This window comes from Nocardia sp. NPDC127606 (genome assembly GCF_042671725.1).
Classification (GTDB): domain Bacteria; phylum Actinomycetota; class Actinomycetes; order Mycobacteriales; family Mycobacteriaceae; genus Nocardia.
The window spans coordinates 195,727-216,032 of the sequence record NZ_JBHXWQ010000012.1 but is presented as its reverse complement, the minus strand read 5'-3'; the positions used below and the strand labels follow the sequence as shown (position 1 = coordinate 216,032).

The 20,306-nt window shown below is 68.8% G+C and carries 14 protein-coding genes; 9 read left to right on the top strand and 5 right to left on the bottom strand.

Going from position 1 to position 20,306, the window contains the following annotated elements:
- Positions 1-146: 146 nt before the first annotated feature.
- The gene (locus ACFVJ5_RS34415) at positions 147-2,981 is read left to right on the top strand and encodes an AAA family ATPase (RefSeq protein ID WP_379226715.1); all 2,835 of its coding nucleotides are present in this window, start codon (positions 147-149) and stop codon (positions 2,979-2,981) included.
- A 40-nt stretch (positions 2,982-3,021) separates the two neighbouring features.
- Here the strand turns inward: ACFVJ5_RS34415 and ACFVJ5_RS34410 are convergent, their stop codons facing one another.
- Complete coding sequence (locus ACFVJ5_RS34410; protein WP_379226713.1) at positions 3,022-3,237, bottom strand: hypothetical protein; 216 nt, start codon at positions 3,235-3,237, stop codon at positions 3,022-3,024.
- Positions 3,238-3,334: 97 nt separating this feature from the next.
- Between ACFVJ5_RS34410 and ACFVJ5_RS34405 the strand changes: the two genes are divergently transcribed.
- On the top strand, positions 3,335-3,769 hold the full coding sequence (locus tag ACFVJ5_RS34405; protein ID WP_379226711.1) for a nitroreductase family deazaflavin-dependent oxidoreductase: 435 nt from the start codon (positions 3,335-3,337) through the stop codon (positions 3,767-3,769).
- An 88-nt stretch (positions 3,770-3,857) separates the two neighbouring features.
- A complete protein-coding gene (gene ilvA / locus ACFVJ5_RS34400; RefSeq protein WP_379226709.1) occupies positions 3,858-5,210 on the top strand; it encodes a threonine ammonia-lyase IlvA in 1,353 nt (450 codons plus the stop codon).
- Positions 5,211-5,226: 16 nt separating this feature from the next.
- On the opposite strand, the gene ACFVJ5_RS34395 is transcribed toward ilvA, so the two are convergent.
- The 3 genes from ACFVJ5_RS34395 to ACFVJ5_RS34385 all read right to left on the bottom strand — a co-directional run bounded on the left by ACFVJ5_RS34395 (position 5,227) and on the right by ACFVJ5_RS34385 (position 10,191).
- A complete protein-coding gene (locus ACFVJ5_RS34395) occupies positions 5,227-6,477 on the bottom strand; it encodes a serine hydrolase domain-containing protein (RefSeq protein ID WP_379226707.1) in 1,251 nt (416 codons plus the stop codon).
- A 75-nt stretch (positions 6,478-6,552) separates the two neighbouring features.
- A complete protein-coding gene (gene treZ, locus ACFVJ5_RS34390) occupies positions 6,553-8,304 on the bottom strand; it encodes a malto-oligosyltrehalose trehalohydrolase (protein ID WP_379226705.1) in 1,752 nt (583 codons plus the stop codon).
- A gap of 45 nt (positions 8,305-8,349) precedes the next feature.
- Positions 8,350-10,191, bottom strand: coding sequence for a hypothetical protein (locus ACFVJ5_RS34385; protein ID WP_379226703.1), 1,842 nt, complete (start codon positions 10,189-10,191; stop codon positions 8,350-8,352).
- A 130-nt stretch (positions 10,192-10,321) separates the two neighbouring features.
- Between ACFVJ5_RS34385 and ACFVJ5_RS34380 the strand changes: the two genes are divergently transcribed.
- Together ACFVJ5_RS34380 and ACFVJ5_RS34375 are read left to right on the top strand one after the other, a co-directional pair.
- Complete coding sequence (locus ACFVJ5_RS34380; protein WP_379226701.1) at positions 10,322-10,894, top strand: TetR/AcrR family transcriptional regulator; 573 nt, start codon at positions 10,322-10,324, stop codon at positions 10,892-10,894.
- Positions 10,895-10,977: 83 nt separating this feature from the next.
- Positions 10,978-12,174, top strand: a complete 1,197-nt coding sequence (locus ACFVJ5_RS34375; protein ID WP_379226699.1) for a Cmx/CmrA family chloramphenicol efflux MFS transporter — start codon at positions 10,978-10,980, stop codon at positions 12,172-12,174.
- 60 nt (positions 12,175-12,234) lie between these two features.
- Here ACFVJ5_RS34375 and dnaE read toward each other — a convergent pair whose 3' ends face one another.
- Complete coding sequence (gene dnaE, locus ACFVJ5_RS34370; RefSeq protein ID WP_379226697.1) at positions 12,235-15,798, bottom strand: DNA polymerase III subunit alpha; 3,564 nt, start codon at positions 15,796-15,798, stop codon at positions 12,235-12,237.
- A 201-nt stretch (positions 15,799-15,999) separates the two neighbouring features.
- Here dnaE and ACFVJ5_RS34365 point away from each other — a divergent pair, with 201 nt between their 5' ends.
- The 4 genes from ACFVJ5_RS34365 to ACFVJ5_RS34350 are packed head-to-tail and all read left to right on the top strand — an operon-like array spanning position 16,000 to position 20,182.
- Positions 16,000-17,178 carry a sensor histidine kinase gene (locus tag ACFVJ5_RS34365; RefSeq protein WP_379226695.1) on the top strand — a complete coding sequence of 393 codons (1,179 nt, stop codon included), beginning with the start codon at positions 16,000-16,002 and terminating at the stop codon, positions 17,176-17,178.
- A 60-nt stretch (positions 17,179-17,238) separates the two neighbouring features.
- The gene (locus ACFVJ5_RS34360) at positions 17,239-18,036 is read left to right on the top strand and encodes a LytR/AlgR family response regulator transcription factor (RefSeq protein ID WP_379226693.1); all 798 of its coding nucleotides are present in this window, start codon (positions 17,239-17,241) and stop codon (positions 18,034-18,036) included.
- Positions 18,033-18,398 carry a hypothetical protein gene (locus ACFVJ5_RS34355; RefSeq protein ID WP_378660533.1) on the top strand — a complete coding sequence of 122 codons (366 nt, stop codon included), beginning with the start codon at positions 18,033-18,035 and terminating at the stop codon, positions 18,396-18,398. Before ACFVJ5_RS34360 ends, ACFVJ5_RS34355 begins: the two co-directional genes overlap by 4 nt.
- A gap of 29 nt (positions 18,399-18,427) precedes the next feature.
- The gene (locus ACFVJ5_RS34350; protein ID WP_379226691.1) at positions 18,428-20,182 is read left to right on the top strand and encodes a cation acetate symporter; all 1,755 of its coding nucleotides are present in this window, start codon (positions 18,428-18,430) and stop codon (positions 20,180-20,182) included.
- Positions 20,183-20,306 lie beyond the last annotated feature (124 nt).

Below are 20,306 nucleotides of genomic sequence, written 5' to 3'. Positions count from 1 at the left end.
AATAGGCTGTGAGCTGGTGTTTCGCGGGTTGTTCCTGCGATGACACCAACGTTATGGCGCGAGGGGGGTCGGTCGAATCAGTCGCGTATAGGTACTTTTCGCGGCGCGACTGCCCGCGGTACCGGTACGGCGATACGGTGGAGCCCATGCTGCACGGACGCGATGCCGAACAGGCCAGGATCGATGACCTGCTCAGCGGGGCACGCGCGGGGCGAAGCGGGGCCCTGGTGGTGCGCGGCGAGGCCGGGATCGGGAAGACCGCGCTGCTGGATTACGCGGCAGCGCAAGGTGTTCCGACAGTGCGTAGCGCGGGCATCGAGTCCGAGGCCGAATTGCCCTTCGCGGCACTGCATCTGCTGGTCCGGCCAGGCATGGAGCTGGTGCGCCAACTGCCGTCGCGGCAGCGTGACGCACTCGAGGCGGCGTTCGGGCTGGGCGAGGGCGCGCCCGCCGATCGGATGCTGATCGGGCTGGCGGTACTGACCCTGCTCGCGGAGGAAGCAGCCAACGGGCCGCTGCTGTGCCTGATCGACGACGCGCATTGGCTGGACCGGGCCAGCGCGGAGGCACTGCTGTTCGCGGCGCGCAGGCTCGAGGCCGAAGGGGTGGTGATGCTGTTCGCGACGCGCTCGGGACCGCAGGACTTTCCCGCGCCCGGGCTGACAGAACTCGCCCTATCCGGTCTGCGTCCCGATGCGTCGGCGGCACTGCTCGATGCCGGTACAACCCCGCTGAGTCCGGCCGTTCGGTATCGATTGCTCACCGAGTCTGGCGGTAATCCCCTTGCGCTGCTGGAACTTCCGGCGGTAGTCGGCGACGGCGGTATCAATGACGCGAATCCGTTGCCGTTGACGCAGCGGTTACAGCTGGCCTTCCACGGCCGCGTCACCCGATTGCCCGCGGCGACGCGGACCGTGCTTCTGGTCGCGGCGGCGGCCGGCGCCGCGGACCTGGCACCGATCTTGCGTGCCGCGGCCGGTCTCGGTGCGTCACTGCGGGATCTGCAACCCGCCCAGGACGCCGGCATGATCGGCACCGACGGTCAGATGCTGACCTGGCACCACCCACTGATGCGGTCGGCGGTGTACCAAGGCGCCGCGCTCACCGACCGACTGGCCGCCCACCGCGCTCTGGCCGACGCACTGAGCGGCGCCGACACCGCGGACCTGCGGGCATGGCATCTCGCCAGTGCCGCAACAGTTCCCGACGAGAACACCGCCACCGCACTCGAGCACACAGCCGACCGGGCCCGGCGCCGCCACGGCCTCCATGCCGCCGTGACCGCATACGATCGCGCGGCCGCGCTGAGCATCGACACGAGCGCCCGCGTGCGCAGACTCGTCCTCGCCGCCGAGTCCGCGACGGAGGCAGGCCTGACCGATCGCGCAGAGCGACTGGCCGAGCGAGCCGCGTCCCTGTCGAGCGACGTCCGGAAGCCGGCGGGCGAGGTTGCCCCCGGCGGCCGAGCAACCGGCGGCCCGACGGAGCAGGCGGCGCGGCCCGGCGAACGAGAGCCTGTCAGCTCTGCAGGGGTAGTCGGCGGGCGCGGCGAACAGGCCACCGCGGCCGAGGACGGCGGAGCCGCGTTCGAGCTGCGGCTGGACCTGGTACGGGCGCAGGCCGAATTCGCGGGCGGCAAACCGGGTTCCGCGCATCGGCGGTTGATGTCAGCGGCCGTCGCGATGCGCGAATCCGATCCCCGTGGCGCGGCTCGGATCCTGACCAAGGCCGTGCACACCGCGTGGTATCTCGGACCCGATGAGCTCGACGAGGTCGCCGCCGTCCTGGCGACGCTGCGGCTGGTGGAGGACGATCCCGCGACACCGATCGCGCGGTATCTGACCGGGTCGGTGGCCGGACACCGCGGCGCCGACCTGCGGGACGCGGCGGCCGCCGCCCGCGCAGGCGGGACGGACAATCCGGCCGACCTCGTGCAGCTGTGTGGCAGCGGTTTGGTCGTCGGGCAGGACGAGCAGGTCGAAGAGCTGGCCGGCGAGTTGATCAGGGAATGCAGGGAGCAGGGGCGGATCGGGTTGCTGGCGCCGCTGTTGTTCTTCCGATCCGAGGGGTTGCTGTTCGGTGGGCGACCGAGGGAGAGCCGGATCGCGGCCGAGGAGGGGTTGCGGATCGCACAGGACATCGGACAGGCGCAATGGGTGAGTCAGCTCCACGCCTTTCTGGCGTATCTCGCCGCGCTACAGGGTGATTCGGCCTCGTGTCGCGACCACGCCGATCGTGCGGTGGCCGAGGAATTCGGCGGGCCGGGCGCGGTCGGTGCGTCGTGGGCGCACGCGGCCGCGGCGCTGCTGGCACTCGGCGAAGGCAGGCTGGAGCAGGCACGAACCGAGCTCACGCATATGACGATCGAACCGGCGCGCCACCACGTCATCGGGCTGCGCACGCTCGCGGATCAGATCGAGGTGGCGGTTCGGCTCGGCGCGACCGACCGCGCGACCGAGGCGCTGGATCGGCTCACCGCCTGGTCGCAGCGGGCCGAGCAGGAGTGGATCGCGGCGCTGGCGGCTCGTGGACGCGCGTTGCTGGCCGACGGCGCGGCGGCCGAGCAGCACTTCGTGGCCGCGCTCGCCGACAACCGGCCGTTCGACGAAGCCCGCACTCGGCTGCTCTACGGCGAGTGGCTGCGCCGCGACAAGCGCAAGGTCGACGCGCGGGCCCAGCTGGAACAGGCGACAGAGCTGTTCGATCGGCTCGACGCGGCACCGTGGAGCCAACGCGCACGCACCGAACTGGGCGCGCTCGGTGTCGGAACCGGTACGCGTGCCAGCGGCGGCCCGCTGAGCCTGCTCACCCCGCAGGAATCACAGATCGTGCGGCTGGCGGCGCAGGGATTGTCGAATCGGGAGATCGCGGCACGGCTGTTCCTGAGCCACCGCACCGTCGGCCACCACCTGTACAAGGCGTATCCGAAGCTGGGCGTGCTGTCGCGCGGTGAGTTGAGCGCGCTCGATCTGACGGAATGATCCGCCACCGGGGAGAACGAACCCGGCCCGGTGCCCCGAATCAGTTGCGCGACGCGGTGCGGGTGGCGCCGACGGTCCAGCGGACGGCGGCGACCGCGGCGGCGGCCAGCACCGCGACCTGCGGCGACCCGATGATCAGCAGCAGCAGCGCACCGACCACGAGCGCGGCGGCGAGCGCCTCGAGCTTGTAGACCGGCCAAGCGCTACCCGCGATGTCGACGGTCGCGGATGCTGCCGATGAGGTGAGCACTGCCATGCAGACCAGGATAGGCGCACATCGAAGTTCGGTCCACCGAACTTATTCGAGTGGCTCTATCGGGAACATCACATGGCGATGATTCGTTGTGCAGGTCATGCCACTCACAGGAGAGTACGCACCGAGCACTTCGGACTGGGCACGCGAACAGGCCGAGACCTACGAGAACTCCGGCGGCGCCGAGGGCACCTCGTTGCAGGGCAAGCCCGTCATCCTGCTCACCACCAAGGGCGCCAAGACCGGCAAGCTGCGCAAGACGCCGCTGATGCGGGTCGAGCACGACGGCGAGTACGCCGTCGTCGCGTCGCTGGGCGGGGCGCCGAAGAATCCCGTCTGGTACTACAACATCAAGGCCGATCCGCACGTCGAGCTGCGCGACGGCACCACTACCAAGGACTACACCGCGCGCGAGGTCGTCGGCGACGAGCGAGCGCAGTGGTGGGAGCGCGCGGTCGCCGTGTGGCCCGACTACGACGAGTACACGAAGAAGACCGATCGCGTGATCCCGGTCTTCGTCCTCACTCCGCGCTGAACCGCAGGTCCGAGCCCATCCGCCGTGGTCGCCACGGCGGGTGGTTCCGCTCGCCGAGCGCGCGAGCCACCTCGGTAGCATTGTCCGGGTGTCCCCCATCGCTGACGTCGCCGAAGTGTCCGTAATCCGTCCGCCGCTCACCGCGGACGAGATCGACGCCGCCGCCAAGCGAATTTCCGACATCATCGAGCCGACACCGCTGCAGTACAGCGCGCGGCTGTCGGCGAGCACCGGTGCGCAGGTGTACCTCAAGCGCGAAGACCTCACCGCGGTTCGCTCCTACAAGCTGCGCGGCGCCTACAACCTGATGGTGCAGCTCACCGCCGCCGAGCGCGCGGCCGGTGTGGTGACCGCCAGCGCGGGCAATCACGCGCAGGGCGTGGCGTTCGCCTGCCGGGCGATGGGTGTGCGCGGGCGCATCTACGTGCCGACCACCACCCCCAAGCAGAAGCGCGACCGCATCCGCGTGCACGGCGGCGAGTTCGTCGAGCTGATCGCTGTCGGCGAGACCTATGACGCCGCGGCCGCGGCCGCCGCCGACGATGTGGCCCGGACCGGCGCCACGATGGTGCCGCCGTTCGACGACGCGCGCACCGCCGCGGGTCAGGGCACCATCGCCGCGGAGTTCCTCGAGCAGCTCGGCACGGCCCCCGACCTGGTGATCGTCCCGGTCGGCGGCGGCGGCTGTCTCGCCGGTATCGGTACCTACCTGCGCGAACGCGCACCGCACACCGGTCTGCTCGCCGTCGAACCCGCGGGCGCGGCCTCGCTGACCGCCGCGCTGGTCGCCGGCGCACCGGTGACGCTGCCCGAGATCGACCCGTTCGTCGACGGCGCCGCCGTGCGCCGCATTGGCGAACTGCCCTACCGGGCGGCCGCGTCGTTCGGCGGCCGGATGGTCTCGCATGCCTCGCTGCCCCTGCTCACCACACCCGGATCCTCCACCGGAACAGCGGCTTTCCGGGTGATGCTGGTCGACGAGGGCGCTATCTGCACCGCGATGCTCGACCTCTACCAGAGCGAAGGCATCATCGCCGAGCCCGCGGGCGCGCTGGCCACCGCGGCCTTGGCCGAGATCGACATCGCGCCCGACAGCACGGTCGTGGTGCTGGTCTCGGGCGGCAACAACGATGTGTCGCGCTACGGCGAGATCATCGAGCGCTCACTGGTGCACCGCGGTCTCAAGCACTACTTCCTGGTCGACTTCCCGCAGGAACCCGGTGCGCTGCGCCGCTTTCTCGACGATGTCCTCGGCCCCGACGACGACATCACCATGTTCGAGTACGTCAAGCGCAACAACCGGGATACCGGGGCCGCGCTGGTCGGCATCGAGCTCGGCGCCACCGACAACCTGGCGTCGCTGATGCACCGCATCGAGGAGTCCCCGATCCAGGCCGAACGCCTGGAACCGGGCTCCCCCGCGTATCGCTACCTGACGTAGGTCCGCCGCGCGGCGGTCACGCCGCCGCGCGGTCTTCGCGGTGTCCGGACGTGCGACTCGCGCGCACGCTCGACACGACCAGCGGCAGCAGCCAGCCCATGGCGAGCTGGTCGTAGGGCAGCAGTACCTGGTCGAGACGGTTGTGGACGTAGGCCACCGAGAGACCCGACTGCGGGTCGACCCAGCCGAACGAACCGCCGAGCCCGATATGACCGAAGCCGTGCCGCGCGCCGGGGACGGGCAACGAGTGGTAGCCCAGGTGCCACATCATCGGCAGGTAGAACAGCGCGTGGTCGAGCCGGTAACTCTGGACCCGGCGGATCGCGGCGTGCGTGCTCTGCTGCAGATACGGCGTGCCGTCGATGGTGACGCCGTCGGCCAGCGCGGCATACATCTTCGCCAGTCCGGCGGCCGTCGCGACACCGTTGCCCGCGGGCATCTCGGTGTTCAGGATCGTGGGGTCGTCACCGTCGAGAATGCCGTCGAGGCCGGGCACGAACAGGCAGCGGGCGGCCGCACCGAGCGGTCCGGGCAGCCGGAATCCGACATTCGCGAGGAAACCGGCGGCGATCGGGTGCGCGGCGAAGCTCATGTGCGCGCCGGCCAGCCGGGCGTATTCGGTCGACGAGTCCGCGGCGGGACGACCGAGGTGGATGCCGTCGATACCGAGCGGATCGGTGACCTCGGTGCGGATCAGCTCGCTCATGCTCCGGCCGGTCACGCCCCTGGCCAGGCCCGCGAGCAGCCAGCCGTAGGTCAGGGCGTGATAGGTGGGGGTGCCGAGCATCCGATCCGGGGTGGCCAGCGCCAGGCGGTCCTCCATCAACTCGTGATCGAGGGCTTCCGCGGCGGTGGTGGCGACCGTGGACAGCGACGACAGTCCGGAGCGGTGGGTGAGCACGTCGGCGACGGTGATCGCGCCCTTGCCGTGCGCGGCGAAACGCGGCCAGTATTCGGCGACCGGCGCCTGGTAGTCGATCAGTCCGCGATCGGCGAGCCGGTGGATGACGGTGGCGGTGACGCCTTTGGTCGCGGAGAACACGATCGCGCCGGTATCGGCGGTCCACGGCCGGTCACCCGCACTACCGGTCCAGAAATGGGCGAGTGGTTCACCGTGCCGATAGATGGCGAGTGCCCCGCCTGCGTCGCGGCGATGGCCGATCAAGGTGGCGAAAGCGCGCACCAGGGGACCGAATCCGGCCGGGGCATAACCCCCGACACCGGCCGGTAGGGCAGTGCTTTCCTGCCCGTAAGCGTCGTTGCTCATCATCCGACTATACGGCGTTATGCCCATTCGGCAACGCCGCGTTTCGGACTGTGGCCGACCCGTAGCCCGGCGTCATCACTCGGTGACCACCGTGCCCGCGCCGTCACCTTCCTCGAGCACGGCGAAACTGTGACCCGAAATCAGTGTTCCCGCACCGCTTTCGGTGGCAGGTGACCAGGCCAGCAGCACTCGACCGTGCACCGGGATCACCACTTCGTCCTCGGCGAGGTTGCACACCACCGAGATTCGGCCACGACGCAGGATGAACCAACGCTGTGCTTCGTCATAGTCGGCCCACACCCGTTCCAGCCATGGATCGGCGAACTCGGGCCGCGACTTGCGCAGGGCGAGCAGGCCGCGGTAGCAGGCGAGCAACCGGGCATGCGGTTCGCGACCGACCTCGGTCCAGTCGAGCTTGGAGCGGGCGAACGTGGCCGGGTCCTGCGGGTCGGGCACCTCGTCGCTGGACCAGCCGTGCTCGGCGAATTCGGCGCGGCGCCCGGTGGCGGTGGCCGCGGCGACGACCGGGTCGGTGTGGGAGGTGAAGAACTGGAACGGGGTGCGCGCGCCCCACTCCTCCCCCATGAACAGCATCGGCGTACTCGCCGAGAGCAGCACCAGCGCCGCCTTCACCGCGAGTTGACCGGGGGTGAGGTAGGCGCTGGGGCGATCACCGATCGCGCGATTACCGATCTGATCGTGATTGCAGGTGTAGCCGAACAGTGCGCTGCCGGGGATGAGGTCGCGACGCAGCGGTGCGCCGTGGGTGCGGCCGCGGAAGCTGGAATATGTCCCGGCGTGGAAGAAGCCGTGGGTGAGTGTCTGCATGAGGCAGGCCAGTGAGCCGAAATCGGCGTAGTAGCCCTGCCTTTCGCCGGAGACGGCGGTGTGCACGGCGTGGTGCAGGTCGTCGTTCCACTGGCCGGTGAGCCCGTAGCCGCCTGCCGCGCGCGGGGTGATCAGGCGGGGATCGTTGAGGTCGCTCTCCGCGATCAAGCTGAGCGGTCGGCCCAGATGTGCTGCCAGCGCGGTGGTTTCGACGGCGAGCTCGTCGAGCAGGTGGGTGGCGGTGCGGTCGACCAGCGCGTGGACGGCATCGATGCGCAACGCGTCGAGGTGGAATTCGCGCAGCCAGCGCAGGGCGTTGTCGATGATGTAGGCGCGGACCGCGTCGGAGCCGGGACCGTCGAGGTTGAGGCTCTGACCCCAGGTGTTGCGGCCCGCGCTGAGGTAGGGGCCGAAGCGCGGCAGGTAGTTGCCGCACGGGCCGAGGTGGTTGTAGACCACGTCGAGGCAGACCGCGAGGCCACGGGCGTGGCAGGCGTCGACGAAGCGTTGCAGGCCGTCGGGGCCGCCGTAGCTTTCCTGTACCGCGTACCACCCGACGCCGTCGTAGCCCCAGTTGTGGGTGCCGTCGAAGGCGTTCACCGGCATGAGTTCGACGGTGGTGACGCCCAGTGTCACGAGATGGTCGAGGTGCTCGATCGCCGCGTCGAAGGTTCCCGCAGGGGTGAAGGTGCCGATGTGGAGTTCGTAGAACACCGAGCCGGCCAAGGGTCTGCCGGTCCAGTTCCGGTCGGTCCAGGCCGTCTGGTCGAGATCGTGGACTGCGGAGGATTCGTGCACGCCGTCGGGTTGGCGAGCCGAGCGCGGGTCGGGCAACACCGTCGGGTCGTCGTCGATCAAGAAGCCGTAACGGGCACCCTGACCTGCGTCGACGCGAACCGACCAATTGCCGCCACCGTTTCTTCGCATCGGGTGCTCGACCCCGTCCAGTTGCAGCCGCACCGCTCCCGCCTCCGGCGCCCACACCCGAAACTGCCTCATCGGCCCAGCATCGCATGCCCCGCGCCGGTGTGCTCGATCAACGATTCACCGCGCGTGCGCGGCGACCCCGACCGGTCCCGCGCCGACGCACAGCGACTGCCGCTCGTCGAGGGATCTGATCCGCAGGGTGTCGCCACCTCCGAGCAGCCGGACGTACACGGTGTTCAAGCCCGCGCGCACGTCGGCGATCGTCTCGGTCTCGCCCTCGAAGGACAGGGCGATCCGCCCGTCCCGTTCGGCGTTGTAGTTCACCTGGGCGGTCCAGTCGCGGATCTGCATGGGCCCGTCGAGGCGGAGGTTGGCGCCGGTGCTGCCGTGCACGCGGTACCCACAGCGCGGTTCGGGTCCCTCGACGATGGCGCGGTTCCACCAGACCTGCGCGTCGACGACGGCGCCCTCGTCGGTGATCATCCGCAGACGCGGGGTCGAGAGGGCGAAGGTGGTGGGGGTCGCGATCGGGGCGAAGACGCGGTCGGTCATGTTCTCGGGGAAGGCCAACGGGTTCAGGACATTCCACGGAACCTCTTGTGGCAGCAGTGGCGCGTCGGCGGCGCCGGGGAGCGCGGCTCGCACGCCGCTGACGTAGGTGCGGGCCGGGCTCGGTTCCCAGGACCTGGTGAAGGTGATCGTCGAGTACACGCTGCCCGCGAGGAACACGACGAGGGCCGAGAAGCCGACCATCCGCTGTGCTCGACCGTCCTTGTTCGATCCAACCGCCGAACCCGACCGGTGCCGACGGGGTGCCAGCGCGATCAGCGCGAGGGCGACCGTGGCGACAACGGCGAAGTCGGCGAAATAGCGCACCGACTGGAGAAGCAGACCTGCGGTACTCGGGCCGTCACGCAGGACGACGACGGGCGCGATGGTCAGGACCGCGTACCCGGCGGCGCACACCCAGATCGCGATCACTCGGCAGCGGGTGCGAATCGTCCACGCCGCGAACAGGATCAGCGACAGCCAGCTCAGCGCGACCAGCAAGTTCGGCGAATCCGCCCACGGGGTGGCGGGTTGCCAACGTTCCCAGCGCCATGGGCCGCCGAACAGCGCGGGCACCAGTCCATCCGACAGCGCGCGGCTCCACAGGGTCGCGGGATGTTCGGGAGCCGAGAGTCCCCTCGGACGTTGGATGACGAGCAGAAAACACGCCGACCACGTCAGCAACACCGCACCGGCCGCCGTCCACAGCACGCCCCCACGCCGAGCGGCCGCCCGCACGGATCCCCCCGTCACGTAGGCGGCCAGCAACGCCACCGCGAAAGCCACCGGCAGCACGACCACCGATTTCTCGAAGAACAGCAACGCCACCGCGAACACCACAGCCCCCGACACCGCGTACCTGCGCTGCCCGGTTCGCACCAATCGCACCGCGTCCGCGCTCACCCACGCCAGCGCGATCTGCAACGGCAGCGCGTTCACCGCCGCCGACCACCAGGCGAACGCGGGCACCGTCAACGGGACGAACAGGGAGAACGCCAGAGGTCCGAGCATGCGGGTGCGAACCCCGAGCAGCACGATCAGCAGTCGCAGCACCGCCAGCGAAGCGAGCAGTTGCAACCCGGTCAGCACCACGACGGCGACTGCCCAATTCAGCGGCGCCGCCTCGGTGATCAGCCAGGTCAGCACGAACGCCAGCGGCATCACGTGCCCGTCGTGACTGGTGAACAGCAATTCCGTCGAGAGCACCGGCTGACTGCTCACCCGGCCGATCAGCAGGAAATCGTCCCAGTAGAAGAATCCCGACGCGGCCACCCAACCGCGCAGTACCAGCTGCGCCACGATCAGCACCGCCGCGACGAGCAGCACCCTCGGCCCGGCCATCCGCCACGGCACCGGCCGCGACGGGTCACGGGAGTGCGGTGGCGAGTCGAGCAGCGGCACGGACGTCACGTCTCTCGACGCTAGCTCGTAGTTCGCGGGGCGGCCATCACGACCCACCACAGGGGACGCACCGATGGGCTGTGTCCTCGCACAGCCCGGTTTTGGACTGACCTGTTCAAAACGTGCTACGGTCGTCGACATGGCCAGACCCAAGGAATTCGACGAGCACCGCGCCGTGGACGCCGCCATGCGGGCGTTCTGGTCCGCCGGTTACGAGGCGACCTCCACCCAGGACCTCTGCGCCGCGACAGGTTTGGGCCGCAGCAGCATCTACAACACCTTCACGAGCAAGCGCGATCTGTTCGATCGCGCCCTGCGCCACTACATGACCACGAAGAACGCCCCCCTCTTCGACACCCTCGACAGCGACGCACCGGCCAGGGAACGGATCGCCGACATCCTGCGCCGGACCGCCGAGGCGCCCGATACCGAGCCGGCGGGTTGCCTCGTGGTGAACTCGATCGTCGAACTCGCCCCGCACGATGCGGCCGCCCGCGAACTCCTGGATGCCGACGGCGAGCGCCGTCTCGACGCGCTCACGGCGACTGTCGAAAGCGGCCAGCGCGCAGGCGAATTCGCCACCGATCGGGATGCACGCGCCGTCGCCCAGTTCCTGACCGCCACCATCAGCGGCATGCGCGTCGCGGCACGCGGCGGCGCCGATCGCGCCACCCTCACCGCGATCGCCGATACCGCGATGCGCTGCCTCTGAGATCCACCGGCCCACACCGTCTTTCACCACGCCTTGATTTTGAACTGATTGATCCAAAACATTGCGACGTACGAGAGGTTGTCATGCCGACCGCTGTCTACATCCTGGGCCTGTCCATCTTCGCCCAGGGCACCTCCGAGCTGATGCTGGCCGGTCTCCTCCCCGAAATGGCCGCCGACCTGGGTGTCTCCATTCCCCTTGCGGGACTGCTCATCTCGGCCTTCGCACTCGGCATGCTGGTCGGCGCGCCGTTGCTGGCCGTGGTGACGCTGCGCTGGCCACGCCGTGACGCGCTGCTGGCCTTCCTCGCGATCTTCGTCGCCGCCCATGTCGTGGGCGCACTGAGCGGCGACTACTGGGTGATCTTCGGGACCCGCGTGGTGAGCGCCTTCGTCTACGCGGGATTCTGGGCGCTGGCGGCGGCGACCGCGGTGAGTCTGGTAGCCCCCCAGCTACGCGGACGGGCGATGAGCATCGTCGCGGGTGGACTCACCATCGCCACGATATTCGGGGTACCCGCGGGCACCGTCATCGGCCAGCATCTGGGCTGGCGCGCGGCCTTCTGGGCGGTCGCCGGGCTGTCCGCTCTGACGATGATCGGTGTGTTCACGAAGATTCCCGGCGGTCGACCCGCCACGGTCCCCGCGCTGCGCAGCGAATTGCGGGTGATGGCGAACCCCCGGCTGTGGGTGTCCTACGGCGCCACCGCGCTGTCGACGGGTTCGGCGTTCGTCACCTTCGCCTACCTCGGCGCGATGCTGGCCGACACCACCGGCATCTCGGTGGCGTGGGTCCCCGCCGTGCTGGGTCTGTACGGCGTCGGCGGGTTGATCGGCATCACGATCGGCGGTCGATTCGCCGACGCGCACCCGTTCCGCACGTTGTACGTAGGGGCGGCCGGGATGACGGTGGTCGCGGCCGCGATCGCGGTCACCGCGCACTCCCCCGCCCCGACGATCGTGCTCGTCTTGTTGCTCGGCGCTTTCGGTTTCGCCACGAACCCGGCCTTGAACACCCGCGTGTTCGCGCTGGCCGAGGGCGCCCCGACGCTGGCGGCGGCGACCAACTACTCGGCGTTCAACGTCGGGATCACCGTCGGCCCGTGGCTGGGCGGGCTGGCCATCGGTGCCGGACTCGGCTTCACCTCGGTCGGCTGGATCGGCGCCGGGCTCGGGCTGGCCATGCTCGCCACCGTCGGGTTGTCCCATCGGCTGGAACGTGAACCCCGCACGGCCGCTGCTACTTCCGAGCCGTGGGTGCCCGAGTTCACCCACCCATAGACCCGGAAACGTCGACACCACCCGCGGCGAATACGGGTGGTGTCGACGTCTTCGGCTTGCTCAGCCCAGGCAGCCCGGGCCGAGTAGCGCTTTCAGGTCACCCATCAGCGCGGAGGACGGAGACACTCGCCAGGCGTCGTCGAGTTTGAGCATGGTGGTCTTCTCCCGGGCGCCGACATGGCGGATGAAGACATCCGAGGTGCCCTGGTGCCGGGTGAGAACCTTCTTCAGCTCGCCGAGCTTGTCGGGCGTGCACATCCGGGTCGTCATGACCACCGCCACCGGCTTGGCCACGCCGATGGCCGAGAGGTCGGGGACGACGAGGTCGTTGGCGATCAGGGAGATGCGGTCGTCACGCACGGAGACCCGGGCCTTCACCAGCACCACGGCGTCTTCGACCACATCCATGCCGTACACCGAGTACGACTGCGGGAAGAACAGCACCTCCACGCCACCGGTGAGGTCTTCCAATTGGGCCGAGGCCCAGGCCAACCCGTTCTTGTTGATCCGGCGGTTCACCGAGGCGAGGATGCCGCCGATGGTCACCTGCGCGCCGTCCTTGACGTCGCCTTCCAGGATCGCCGGGATGGGGGTGTCGACCTGGGCGGCCAGCACGTGCTCGACGCCGTTGAGCGGGTGGCCGGACACGTAGAGGCCCAGCATCTCCCGTTCGAGGGCGAGCTTGTGCTTGGTCTCCCATTCGTCCTCGGGGACTTTGACATTGAACACCGACGCCATCGAGTCGTCGCCGTCGTCGAGACCGCCGAACAGGTCGAACTGGCCGATCGCCTCGGCCTTCTTGGTCGACATCACCGCGTCGATCGCGTCGGAGTGGATCAGCAGCAGGCCCTTGCGCGGATGCCCGAGTGAGTCGAATCCGCCTGCCTTGATGAGGGATTCGGTGACCTTCTTGGAGCAGGCGATCGCGTCGATCTTGTTCAGATAGTCGGAGAAGTCGGTGAACTTCGACTTCTCCTTGCGCGCGGTGATGATCGAGCCGACCACGTTGGTACCGACGTTGCGGACCGCGCCGAGGCCGAAGCGGATATCGGTGCCGACGGAGGCGAAGTTCAGCTCCGATTCGTTGACATCGGGCGGCAGCACCGTGATACCCATCTTGCGGCAATCCGACAGGTAGATAGCGGCTTTGTCCTTGTCGTCACCGACGGAGGTGAGCAGACCCGCCATGTACTCGGCCGGATAGTTGGCCTTGAGGTAGGCGGTCCAGAAGGAGACGAGGCCGTAGCCCGCGGCGTGTGATTTGTTGAACGCGTACCCGGCGAACGGGAGAATCGTGTCCCACAGCGCCTTGATGGCGGGCTCGGAGAAGTCGTTGGCGAGCATGCCGTCGCGGAAGCCGGCGTAGGCCTCTTCCAGGACGGACAGCTTCTTCTTACCCATGGCGCGGCGCAGGATATCGGCTTGGCCGAGCGAGTACCCGGCCACCTTCTGCGCGATCTGCATGATCTGTTCCTGATAGACGATCAGGCCGAAGGTGTCGGCCAGGATCTCTTTCAGCGGCTCTTCGAGTTCGGGGTGGATCGGTTTGACTTCTTGCCGGTTGTTCTTGCGGTCGGCGTAGTCGTTGTGGGCGTTCATGCCCATCGGACCGGGGCGGTACAGCGCGAGGACGGCGACGATATCGCCGAAGCCGGTGGGTTGCATGCGGCGCAGCAGGTCGCGCATGGCGCTGCCGTCGAGCTGGAACACGCCGAGGGTGTCGCCGCGGGCGAGCAGTTCGTAGGTGGCCGGGTCGTCGAGCGGCAGGTTGTCCATGTCCAGATCGATGCCGCGGTTGGCCTTGATGTTCTCCAGGGCATCACCGATGACGGTGAGGTTGCGCAGACCCAGGAAGTCCATCTTCAGCAGACCGATGGCCTCGCACGACGGGTAGTCCCAGCCGGTGATGATCGCGCCGTCCTGGGCGCGCTTCCACACCGGGATCGCGTCGGTGAGCGGCTCCGAGGACATGATGACCGCGCAGGCGTGCACGCCCGCGTTGCGGATCAGGCCTTCGAGGCCGCGCGCCGTTTCGTAGATCTTGGCGACATCGGGGTTGCTCGAGATGAGTTCGCGAACCTCGGTGGCTTCCTTGTACCGCTCGTGGTCGGGATCGGTGATGCCGGCGACCGAGATGTCCTTGGCCATGATCGGCGGCGGCAGCGCCTTGGTGATCTGGTCGGCGATGGCGAAACCGGGCTGGCCGAACAGGACTCGCGCGGAGTCCTTGATCGCGGCCTTGGTCTTGATGGTGCCGAAGGTGATCACCTGGGCGACGCGGTCGCTGCCCCACTTCTCGGTGGCGTAGCGGACCATCTCACCGCGGCGGCGATCATCGAAGTCGATATCGATATCGGGCATCGACACGCGCTCGGGGTTGAGGAATCGCTCGAAGAGCAGGCCGTGCGGGATGGGGTCGATATTGGTGATGCCCATCGCGTACGCGACCAGCGAGCCCGCCGCCGAACCACGGCCGGGGCCGACGCGGATGCCGACTTCGAGCGCGTGCTTGATCAGGTCACCGACGACGAGGAAGTAGGCGGGGAAACCCATTTCGCAGATGACGCCGAGTTCGAAGTCGGCGCGCGCCATGTACTCCTGCGACGGGCCGTCGGGGAAGCGGCGATCGAGGCCGTCGAAGACTTCCTTGCGCAGCCAGGTGGCCTGGGTGTGGCCCTCGGGCACCGGGAAGATCGGCATCCGGTCGCGATGTGCCCAGACGTCGTCGTAGGGCTGGACGCGCTCGCCGATGAGCTCAGTGTTGTCGCAGGCGCCGGGGACTTCGGCATCCCAGATGGCGCGCATCTCCGCAGCGGACTTGAGGTAGTAGCCGTCACCGTCGAACTTGAAGCGGGTCGGGTCCGACAGCGTCTTGCCGGTCTGAATGCACAGCAGCGCTTCGTGGTTGACCGACTGGTCCTTGGTGACGTAGTGGCAGTCGTTGGTGGCGATCGGCGGAATACCGAGCTGCTTGCTGATGTCGATCAGGCCCTCGCGGACCCGGCGCTCGATGGACAGACCGTGGTCCATCACCTCGAGGAAGAAGTTGTCGGCGCCGAAGATCTCCTGCCACTTCGCGGCGGCCTCGAGCGCTTCGCGATCGTGGCCCAGACGCAGGCGCGTCTGCACCTCACCCGACGGGCAGCCCGTGGTGGCGATGATGCCCTCGGCGTGCTGGGCGATGATCTCCTCGTCCATGCGCGCCCACTTGCCCAGCTGACCCTCGATGGAGGCGAGCGAGGACAGCTTGAACAGGTTGCGCAGACCGGTCGCGTTCTCGGCGACCATCGTCATGTGCGTGTAGGCACCCGAGCCGGAGACGTCATCGCCCTTCTGGCCCGGATCGCCCCACTTCACGCGCTTGGTGTCGAAGCGCGAGCCCGGTGCGATGTAGGCCTCGATGCCGATGATCGGCTTGATGCCCGCCTTCTTGGCCGAGTTGTAGAACTCCGAGGCGCCGTACATGTTGCCGTGGTCGGTCATGCCGACCGCGGTCATGCCCAACCGATCCGCCTCCGCGAACAGCGGCGAGATCTTCGCCGCTCCATCGAGCATCGAGTACTCGGTGTGGTTGTGCAGGTGAACGAACGATCCGGACGGAGCCAAGACGGTCCTTCCTCCCATAGAGTCGGCGGGGGTTGGCCTTGGCATTCTATGCACGGGGGTCCGACACATCTGGCACGCCACGAAGCGCGCCTGGGCGAGGGGCGGCGTGTCGTGGTGAACGTCACCGACGGGCACTCGATCTCGAGAAGAAGGCGACCTGATCCGATTCCGGCGCCCACACCGACATAATCGATCGGTGCACTCCAATCGGCCGACTCGATGACCCCCTTCATCGTGGCCGCCGCGGCCGTCGCCCTGCTGGTCACGGCCTTGCTGGTGTGGCGGCGCACGCAGCGGGTGGTCACCACACCCGCCCAGCGGGCCGTCCACCAAGCGCTGCACACCGCGTCGCTGGCCGCCGTGCCGTTGCGGCGCGGGCTGACCGCCGAGTCCGCGAGCGAAGCCGCGCCACACCTGCGGGCGCTCGCCGGTGCCGAGGCGCTGGGTGTGGCCGATGTCGAGGGGACGCTGCTGGCCTGGGACGGTCCGCAGACCGGGATGTTCGCCTCGTTCGCCGAGGCGGCGCGGCGGGCCGTGGCCGATGAGCGGCCGGTGTTGGTGACCGGTGACGAACACACGTTGATCGCGCAGCCGTTGCCGATCGACACGGGGGCGGCGGTGGGTGTGCTCGGCATGGTGACGACCGGTCAGCCGGGGCCGGGGATGCTCGGGGCGGCCGCGGAGGTGGCGCGCTACGCGTGTGGGCAGTTGGAACTCGCCGAGCTGGATGCGTCCAGGGCTCGGGTCGACCGGGCCGAATTGCGGGCGCTGCGAGCCCAGATCAGCCCGCACTTCATCTATAACGCGCTCAACACGATCGCCTCGTTCGTCCGCACCGACCCGGATCGGGCTCGCGAGCTGATCCTCGAATTCGCCGACTTCACCCGCTATTCCTTCCGCGCCGCAGGCGAATTCACCGTGCTCGCCGACGAACTGCGCAATATCGAGCGATATCTGGCGCTGGAACAGGCCCGCTTCGGCGACGCCCTCGACGTGCGTCTGCGCATCGCACCGGAAGTGCTCGGTGTCGTGCTGCCCTTCCTCGCCTTGCAGCCACTGGTCGAGAACGCGGTCCGGCACGGCCTCGCCGGCGGCGGCCGAGGCGGCCAACTGAGCATCGTCGCCACCGACGCGGGCACCGACTGCCTGATCAGTGTCGAAGACGACGGCATCGGCATGGACCCCGAACTCCTGCGCTCGGGCGCCCTCGACGCCGTCGACACCGGCTCCGGCCCTGCCCGCACCGGCGAAGCAGCCCACGTGGGCCTCGCCAACGTCGACGACCGTCTCCGCGCCGCCTTCGGCAACGACTACGGCCTGGTCGTGGAAACCGCGCCCGGTGCGGGCACGAAAGTCAGCATGCGCGTCCCGAAGTTCCGCGCCGGTATCCGCGCCTGATTCCTCTCGTGGACAGCGTTCGACACGACCGCCGACGGTGCCGGTTACGATGGATGGGTTGTGACTTGGAACACCGATGAACCCTCGACCGCTCTGCGGGTGCTCGCCGTCGATGATGAGAAACCGGCGCTGGACGAGCTCGTGTACCTGCTGAGCACGCAGGCGGGGGTCGGTGAGATCCATCGGGCCGGTGAGGCGACCGGGGCATTGCGGTTGTTGCGAGCCCACCCCATCGACGCGGTATTTCTCGATATCGATATGCCAGGTCTCACGGGGATGGAACTGGCGGGAATCCTGTCGGAGTTCGCGGAGCCACCCGCGGTGGTGTTCGTGACCGCGCACGATGATCACGCGGTGGCCGCCTTCGACTTGGGGGCCGTGGATTACCTGCTGAAGCCCCTGCGAGGGGCTCGGCTGGGTGAGGCGGTGCGGCGGATTCTGGCGGGGCGGATTTCGGTGCCCGCGGCGGTGGTTGTGGAGTCCGCGCATCCGAGCGAGGTGATTCCGGTGGAGCTCGGCGGGGTGACCACCTTGGTGAACCGGGCTGATGTGGCGTGGGTCGAAGCGGATGGGGATTACGCGCGGTTGCACACGGGAACTGGGTCGCATTTGGTGCGGATTCCACTGTCGGCGTTGGAATCACGGTGGGAGGATGCCGGTTTTCTGCGGGTGCATCGGTCATATCTGGTGGCATTGCGATTGGTGACCGGGTTGCGGAGCGCGGGGAACGCGACGGTGGTGTGTCTGCGGGCCGAGGGGGCGGCGGGCGCGGTGGAATTGCCGGTGAGCCGACGGCAGGTGCGCGAACTCAAGCAGCGGCTGGTGCACGGACCTCGGCAGAACTGGTCGCAGCGGTGACGGGTCCGCAGCGACCGCCGCGCGAACGCGTGGTGTTGGCGCAGCGGCGAGGTGCGCGTCAGGTGCGCACTCGCACGGAGGTGGTCGAGCAGACCGACCTGGGCGCGGCGCTGATCGGCGGGCTGATCCGGGCACAGCTGGGTCTGGCATTGCGGCTCGGGCTGGTGGTGGCGGTCGGGTTCGGCGCGCTACCGGTGCTGTTCCGCATCGACGCGATCGCCGAGGCCGCGGTTCTCGGCATTCGGCTGCCGTGGCTGATCCTCGGCGTGGTCGCGTTCCCGGTGCTGTACGCGGTGGGGTGGTCGTATGTTCGCCTCGCCCAACGCAACGAAGACGACTTCCTGGAACTGGCCGGGGACTGACCCATGCCGCGCGAACAGACGCTGACCCCATGAGTCCCGACACTCCCGCGCTCACGGTCGCCGCACTACTGCTGGCGGCGCTCGCCACTGTCGGCATCGGGTTCTACGGAGTGCGCCTGTCCCGCACGACTTCCGATTTCCTTGTCGCTTCCCGCACCGTGGGCTCGCGGTGGAACGCGGCGGCGATCTCCGGTGAATACCTCTCCGCCGCTTCCTTTCTCGGTGTCGCCGGATTGATCGCCAAATACGGCGCGGACGCCCTGTGGTATCCGGTGGGTTTCACCGCTGGTTATCTGGGCCTGCTGATGTTCGTGGCCGCGCCGCTGCGCCGATCCGGCGCGTACACCGTGCCGGACTTCGCCGAATTCCGGTTGGGTTCGATTCGATTGCGGCGCATGGCCGCCGGTCTCGTCGTCCTGGTCTGCGCGGTGTATCTGATCCCGCAGTTCCAGGGGGCCGGACTCACGCTGCACATTCTGCTCGGAGTACCCGCCTGGGTGGGTGCGGTCTCGGTCGGCGCGATCGTCTCGGCGAATGTGATCGGCGGCGGAATGCGGTCGGTGACCCTGGTGCAGGCATTCCAGTACTGGCTGAAATTGACGGCGGTGGCGGTTCCCGCGCTGGTGCTCGGAATGCATTTCCTCGCCGACGAACGACCGGTCGCGACCCCGGTACCGCCCACGGTCGACGAGCGCACCACCGTCGACATCTCCACCGATGTCGTCGTGCACCTCGATGTCTCGCAACAGGTCACGATCACCGGCACACTCGACGGGCAACCCAGCGCGGGACCGGTCGTGCTGACACCGGGCGATCACACCCTCGCCGAAGGCACCGAACTGATCCTCGCGCCGGGCTCGGCCGTTCCGGTGGTGGCCGGAGCACCGGCCGACGGCGCGAGCTGGGTGGCGCCCGGCGGCGGCTTCGGCGGACAACATCCGCAGTACCAGGTGTTCTCGCTGATCGTGGCGACCTTCCTCGGCACCATGGGACTGCCACATGTGCTCGTCCGCTTCTACACCAATCGAGACGGCCCGTCCGCGCGCCGGACCGCGCTGACAGTGATCGGGCTGGTCGGCGTCTTCTACCTGTTCCCGATCCTGCTCGGCGTCTTCGCCCGCCTCTACGTGCCCCAACTGCTGATCACCGGTGCCTCCGACGCGGCGGTCGTGCTGCTTCCCGGCGCGGTGCTCGGTGGACTCGGTGGACAGCTGCTGGCCGCGCTGGCGGCGGCCGGGGCGATCGCGGCGTTCCTGTCCACCTCGTCGGGGTTGCTGGTCAGCCTGGCGGGAGTGCTCAGTACCGACGTGCTGCGCGGCCGGATCCGGGACTTCCGGCTCGCCGCCCTGGTCGCGGGCCTGGTCCCGCTGACGCTCGCGGTCACCGTGGCGTCCCTCGATCTGTCGCGCACCGTCGCCCTCGCCTTCTCGGTGGCCGCGTCGACGCTGTGCCCGCTGCTCGTGCTCGGCATCTGGTGGCGCGGACTCACCGCGACCGGCGCGGCCGCGGGCATGCTCACCGGCGGGGTCACCGCGGGCGGAGCGACCGTGCTGGCGGTGCTCGGTGGCGTCTCGCCCGACCTGGCGAACGGGTGGCCCGCCGCGATCGTCGACTATCCGGGCGCGGTCAGCGTGCCGCTGGCCTTCGCGGTGACCATCCTGGTCAGCCTCGCCACCACGGGTCAGGATCCCCGGGCGGTGGCGGGGGTGTTCCTGCGCATGCACGCCCCCGAACGGCTCGGGATGAGTGCCGATCGCGACCCCGAAACCGCCACTCACCGGTGATCTCGCACCGACCGTTCGTCGCGCCACATCGACCGCTCACCGCACGGGCGGCCACCTTCACCGAGTGACCCACACCACACCATCATGCGCTCACGTCCGGGGACCTACCGTCATCTCCACGCAC